Annotated in this window: 1 protein-coding gene; it reads left to right on the top strand. The window is 31.7% G+C overall.

What is annotated here, in order from left to right; genetic code table 11:
• Window positions 1-20: 20 nt before the first annotated feature.
• A partial coding sequence (locus tag ACQPUY_RS17735; RefSeq protein WP_430843378.1) for a hypothetical protein occupies window positions 21-565 on the top strand: 545 nt, incomplete at its 3' end.

The raw sequence follows: 565 nt of genomic DNA, 5'->3' as shown, positions 1-565 counted from the left end.
GGAAATGAGGTGGCTTATTAATGGCAAATGTTCTTATAGAAGAAAGTACAATGTCTAATATAGCTAATGCTATACGTTCTAAAACTGGAAAAAGCGACTTAATCTTAGCTAAGAATATGCCAAGTGAAATCGAAAGCATAGAATCCGGTGGAAGTGATGATTTATTTAATGCTCTTGTAGATGATAGTATAACTGGAAAAGTAACAATAAATGTGATAAATGCTCGTAAATATGCTCTTGCTTATGTAGCTAATATAACAGAGATAGAAGCATTAAATCTTAAAACTATAAGTGAAAGTGTTTTTTATAGTTGTTCTGCAAGAAAGGTAGTTTTAACCAATCCGGACATAGGCAATTTAGCTTTTGCCCTTTCTAATATAACAACTTTAGTTCTAAAAGGTTCGAAAGTTGCTAATTTATTAGGAACAAGAGTGTTCGTTACAACTCCAATCGAAAAGAAAACGGGCTATATCTATGTTCCTAGAAATTTAATAGAACAATATAAAACAGCAACAAACTGGGTTACATATGCAACACAATTTAGAGCAATAGAAGATTATCCAGA

The sequence above is a fragment of the Clostridium nigeriense genome (assembly GCF_050585245.1).
Lineage (GTDB): Bacteria > Bacillota > Clostridia > Clostridiales > Clostridiaceae > Clostridium > Clostridium nigeriense_A.
This window is presented reverse-complemented; position numbering and strand designations above follow the sequence as displayed.